The 223-nt window shown below is 56.5% G+C and carries 1 protein-coding gene; it reads right to left on the bottom strand.

Going from position 1 to position 223, the window contains the following annotated elements; translation table 11 throughout:
• A partial coding sequence (locus ABLN87_RS22465; RefSeq protein WP_353014342.1) for a helix-turn-helix domain-containing protein occupies nucleotides 1-223 on the bottom strand: 223 nt, incomplete at both ends.

Here is a 223-nt window from a genome sequence, read left to right as displayed (position 1 = left end):
TTCTGTGCCGGTGAAGCGGACAGCTAGTTCTTGCGGTGACAACTCGCTTTCCTGCGAAGCCAGACCCTTGATCTTTTCGCGCACGGATTGAGGAATACGGTTCCAGACCCGTGACGGCGTAGGTCTACGATCTTCAAGCGCCTCGGGGCCGTCGACGAGATATCGGTCGTACCAGCGATAGAAGGTGGTCTTCGGAATGCCCAGCTTTTCCAAAGTGCGCTTG

The organism is Ruegeria sp. SCP10, assembly GCF_040329495.1.
GTDB lineage: Bacteria > Pseudomonadota > Alphaproteobacteria > Rhodobacterales > Rhodobacteraceae > Ruegeria.
Note: the sequence above shows the minus strand (reverse complement) of the source record. Positions and strands in the feature narration are given on the sequence as shown.